The 4,776-nt window shown below is 69.7% G+C and carries 4 protein-coding genes; 3 read left to right on the plus strand and 1 reads right to left on the minus strand.

Annotated features, from left to right (window positions below; all coding sequences use genetic code 11):
* Positions 1-79: 79 nt before the first annotated feature.
* Positions 80-1,378: an ArsB/NhaD family transporter gene (locus AOK22_RS35970; RefSeq protein WP_055702888.1), complete on the minus strand. Its 1,299-nt coding sequence runs from the start codon at positions 1,376-1,378 to the stop codon at positions 80-82.
* 331 nt (positions 1,379-1,709) lie between these two features.
* On the opposite strand from AOK22_RS35970, the gene AOK22_RS35975 reads away from it, so the two are divergent.
* The 3 genes from AOK22_RS35975 to AOK22_RS35985 form a co-directional block, all read left to right on the plus strand.
* Positions 1,710-2,666, plus strand: a complete 957-nt coding sequence (locus AOK22_RS35975; RefSeq protein ID WP_055702889.1) for a HAMP domain-containing sensor histidine kinase — start codon at positions 1,710-1,712, stop codon at positions 2,664-2,666.
* A complete protein-coding gene (locus tag AOK22_RS35980) occupies positions 2,666-3,322 on the plus strand; it encodes a response regulator (protein WP_055702890.1) in 657 nt (218 codons plus the stop codon). Before AOK22_RS35975 ends, AOK22_RS35980 begins: the two co-directional genes overlap by 1 nt.
* Before the next feature lie 618 nt (positions 3,323-3,940).
* The coding region (locus AOK22_RS35985) for a cation:proton antiporter (RefSeq protein ID WP_055702891.1) at positions 3,941-4,776 on the plus strand (836 nt) is incomplete at its 3' end.

A 4,776-nucleotide genomic window follows, 5' to 3' on the forward strand; every position in this document is an offset into this window, starting at 1 on the left:
GGGGGAGGGGAACTTGGTCGTCGGGACAGGTCGAGTGGTAGGGAGCAGGGCCGCGCACGGCGACGCGGGCCAGGGCGGCTCAGGGCAGGGCGAAATAGCGGAACCACACCCACAGAGAGGCGATGACGAGGGAGAGCACGGTGACGACGAGGCCGTAGCGGCTGAACTGCCAGAACGAGATGTGCTCGCCCTCGCGCTCGGCGATGCCGATCACGACGACGTTCGCCGAGGACGCGATGATCGTGGCGTTCCCGCTGAGGTCGGCTCCCAGCGCGAAGGACCACCACAGGACCTGCGCCTCGTCACCCCCGCCGGCGGCGGTGACGATCTGCTCGACGACCGGGCTGACGGACGCCACGAAGGGGACGTTGTCGATGACGGCGGAGGGCACGGCCGAGCCGAAGACCAGCGCCATGGACGTGCCGAACAGCTGGCCGTCGGTGGCCCGCGCGGCGGCTTGGCCCAGCGCCTCGAGGGTGCCGGTGCGCACGAGCGCCCCGACCATCACGAAGAGCCCGGCGAAGAAGGCGAGCGTCTGCCACTCGACGTCCTTGACCACCTGAACCGTCGCGTCCCGGGAGGCGGCCAGGAGCAGCAGCCCACCCGTCATGGCGATCACGGAGGGCTCCAGGCTCAACGTCGTGTGCAGGACGAACGCGGCCATCACGAGCACGATGACCGCCCCGCTCACGGCCAGCAGCCGGGTGTCCTTGACCGCGTCACGCGGGCGGAGCTCCCGGACCGTCAGCGCGCGTTCCGGGTCGGCGACGAACGCCTTGCGGAACATCACACGGAAGAGGAGGGGCAGCACAGCCAGGAGGATCAGGACGATCGGAGCCATGTGCAGGAGGAAGTCGTTGAAGGACAGGTCGGCACGCGAGCCGATCATGAGGTTGGGCGGGTCGCCGATCAGCGTGGCGGCCCCGGCGATGTTGCAGGTCATCACCTCGGCGATCAGATACGGGGCCACCGGCAGACCGAGCCGGCGGCAGACGAGGATGGTCACGGGGGCGATCAGGAGCACCGTGGTGACGTTGTCGAACCACGGGGAGAGCAGGGCGGTCGCGGCGCACAGCAGCACCATCAGGCGGTACGGCCGCCCGCCGGCCTTCTGGGCGGCCCAGATCGCGAAGAACTCGAAGACACCGGTGCGTTTGAGGACGGAGACGATCAGCATCATGCCGAGCAGCAGGAAAAGGACGTTCCAGTCGATGCCGGCGTGCGCGGTGTAGAAGGCGTGCTCGGCGTCGGTGGCGCCGATGAGCAGCATGGCGATCGCGCCGCCCAGGGCGGCCGCCACCCGGTGCACCCACTCGGTGGCGATGAGCACGTACACGGCGGCGAACACGATCAGAGCGAGCCACGTGGTCACATCCATCGGCGGCCTCCCTGCGCCGGGCTCTGCGTCGCCCGCCCTCGGCCGTGGCCGAGGTCTGCGTTGCCCGTCCTCGGCCGTGGCCGGGGTCCCGCCTTCTCACCGTCTCCCGCGCCGGTCCGCGCCCACCATCAGGGCCGGCACCCATATCCCGGGGAGCGCGCCATGCATCCGGGACAGCGGCCCGTGAACTCGGGGGTGTGCGGTGCGTCGGCGCAGGCCACGGGCCGGAATGGGTGTCGTCCCCGATGGACACGACCCCTGCCGAGCAGGAAGCCTGGGGGCAGGGCAGCCCTACCGTTGCCGACCGTTCACGCGAGGAGGTCCCGCACCCGTGTCCCTGTTCTGGCGGATCTTCCTGCTGAACGCCACGGTCCTGCTCGCCGCGGTGGCCCTCCTGCTGCTCGGCCCGGTCACCGTATCGACCCCGGTGCTGCTGACGGAGACGCTGATCCTGGCCGCGGGTCTGGTGGTGATGCTGACGGCCAACGCGGCGCTGCTGCGCATCGGTCTCGCGCCACTGCAGCGGGTGACCCGGGCCATGACGACCACGGACCTGCTGCGCCCCGGCGTGCGTCCCACGGCGTCCGGTACCGACGACGTGGGCGGCCTGATCGAGACGTACAACGCGATGCTCGACCGGCTGGAGGGCGAGCGCGCGTCGAGTGCGGCCCGGGCCCTGTCCGCGCAGGAGGCCGAGCGGCGCCGGGTCGCACAGGAGTTGCACGACGAGGTCGGCCAGACCCTGACCGCCGTGCTGCTGGAGCTCAAGTCCGCGGCGGACCAGGCCCCCGAGCCGCTGCGGGAGGACCTGCACCGCATCCAGGAGACGACCCGCGCGGGGCTGGACGAGATCCGGCGCATCGCCCGACGGCTGCGGCCGGGGGTCCTCGAAGAGCTGGGGCTCGTGAGCGCGTTGAGGTCACTGGCCAACGAGTACACGGACTGGGCCGACACGGTGGTCGGCAGCGAGGTGCCGTCGCGTCTGCCTCCGCTGGGGCACGATGCCGAACTGGTCATCTACCGGGTGGCGCAGGAAGGACTGACCAATGTCGTACGGCATGCCGACGCCGCACGCGCCCGTCTTGCCGTCAGCGTCACCGAGGACCGGGTCACCCTCGTCATCCGGGACGACGGCCGCGGCATCGGTGCCACGGAGGAAGGCGCGGGGATCAGGGGCATGCGGGAGCGCGCCCTGCTCATCGGGGCGGACCTGACCGTCGCTCCCGCCGGGGCGCGGGGGACCGAGGTGCGGCTGGACGTCCCGGTCACGACTGCGGAGAGAGGCTGATGAACGAGCGCGGCATCCGGATCCTGCTGGCGGACGACCACGCCCTGGTGCGGCGGGGGGTCCGCCTGATCCTCGACCGTGAACCCGACCTGACCGTGGTGGCGGAAGCCGGGGACGGTGCGGAGGCCGTCGCCCTCGCGAAGTCCGAACAGCCCGACCTGGCCGTCCTGGACATCGCGATGCCCCGGCTCACCGGACTGCAGGCGGCCCGTGAACTGGCCCGCCTCCAGCCGGAACTGCGCATCCTGATCCTGACGATGTACGACAACGAACAGTTCTTCTTCGAGGCCCTCAAGGCGGGCGCCTGCGGCTATGTGCTCAAGTCGGTGGCCGACCGGGATCTCGTCGAGGCGTGCAGGGCGGCTGCCCGCGACGAACCGTTCGTCTATCCGGGCGCGCTCAAGGCGTTGATCCGGGACCATCTGGAACGCGTCCGCCGTGGTGACGGCGTGCCCGAGCGCACCATCACCGACCGCGAGGAGGAGATCCTCAAGCTGGTCGCCGAGGGGAACACGTCGCAGCAGATCGCCGATCTCTTGTTCATCAGCGTCAAGACGGTGGAGCGGCATCGCGCCAACCTGCTGCAGAAGCTGGGCCTGAAGGACCGCCTCGAACTCACCCGGTACGCCATTCGCGTGGGTCTGATCGAACCCTGAGTCCGTCCGGCCGAACCTTGAAAACAAGCCGATAGGGCCGTAGTTATGCGGCTTATGCCGGAGAAGAAACGCGCTGCGTCAATTGGCATACGCTAAAGTTATGGTCAAGAGCTGCCCGCTCCGATGATTGCTTTCCTGCTCATCAGAGCGAGTCTTGGTCGTGTTCGACGCATGAAAGGGGGACGCCATGAGCCGACTCGGCCCCTTCTCGGGGTTGCCCCGCACCTCGGCCCCCCTTTCGCACTTCGCCCGACCTTATCGCTGCCCGCGGATCGACAACGCGGCGCGCGACGGCGTTCCTGAATCCCGCCACGCGATCTGACCGCGCTTCTCCCCGCGCCTGCGGCCCTCTCGACCCTCGCGTCGAAGCCGGTCGGAACTTCATCACGGATCCCAAGGGAATCAAGGATTCCCTCAGGGGCGCGGCCTCATGAGGGTCGCGATCCCGGCAGAACCACGGATCTCGCAGGCCACGGCCTCCACTTGACGACCGAAGCACGCCCGCCCCGCCGGCGGAGCTGCTCGCGCCCGCTCCCGCACGGACCCGCCCGCACTTCGTCGGTACCCGCGAAGTCGCGTACACCGCTGCGGACCTGATCACCCGGGGGTAGATCACCCATGCACGACACCACAGCCCTGCTCATCGAACTAGGCGCGGTCATCCTGGGCCTCGGACTGCTGGGTCGACTCGCGAGCCGGGTCGGATTCTCGCCCATCCCGCTCTATCTGCTCGCGGGACTCGCCTTCGGCACCGGGGGTGTCGTGCCGATGCGGGCCAGCGAGGATTTCATCGCCACCGGCGCCGAGATAGGCGTGATCCTCCTGCTGCTCCTGCTCGGCCTGGAGTACAGCGCATCGGACCTCGTCAGCAGCCTCAAGACCCAATACCCCTCCGGCGCGGTCGACTTCGTGCTCAACGCGCTGCCGGGTGCGGTGGCCGCCCTCGTCCTCGGCTGGGGGCCGGTCGCCGCGGTGGCCCTCGCGGGCGTCACCTGGATCTCGTCCTCAGGCGTGATCGCCAAGGTGCTGGGCGATCTCGGACGCCTCGGCAACCGCGAGACACCCGTCGTCCTCGGGGTCCTGGTCATGGAGGACCTCGCGATGGCCGTCTACCTCCCGATCCTCACCGCTCTGCTGGCGGGCGTCGGTCTGGCGGGCGGCAGTATCACGCTCCTGATCTCACTGGGCACCGTCGGCGCCGTCCTGTTCCTGGCCCTGCGCCACGGCCACCACATCAGCCGTGCGGTCTCCTCCAAGAACGCGGAGATGCTGCTCCTCGTCGTGCTCGGCCTCACGCTCCTCGTCGCCGGTATCGCGCAGGAACTCCACGTGTCCGCGGCCGTGGGCGCGTTCCTCGTCGGCATAGCCCTCTCCGGTGAGGTGGCGGAGGGTGCGAGCAGTCTCCTCACCCCGTTGCGCGACCTGTTCGCCGCCGTCTTCTTCGTCTTCTTCGG

This window comes from Streptomyces silaceus (assembly GCF_001419745.1).
GTDB lineage: Bacteria > Actinomycetota > Actinomycetes > Streptomycetales > Streptomycetaceae > Streptomyces > Streptomyces silaceus.

Excerpts from the sequence above, each read along its gene's own strand:
- AOK22_RS35970 (WP_055702888.1), bottom strand. The coding sequence starts at position 1,378 with ATGGATGTGACCACGTGGCTCGCTCTGATCGTGTTCGCCGCCGTGTAC.
- AOK22_RS35980 (WP_055702890.1), top strand. The coding sequence starts at position 2,666 with ATGAACGAGCGCGGCATCCGGATCCTGCTGGCGGACGACCACGCCCTG.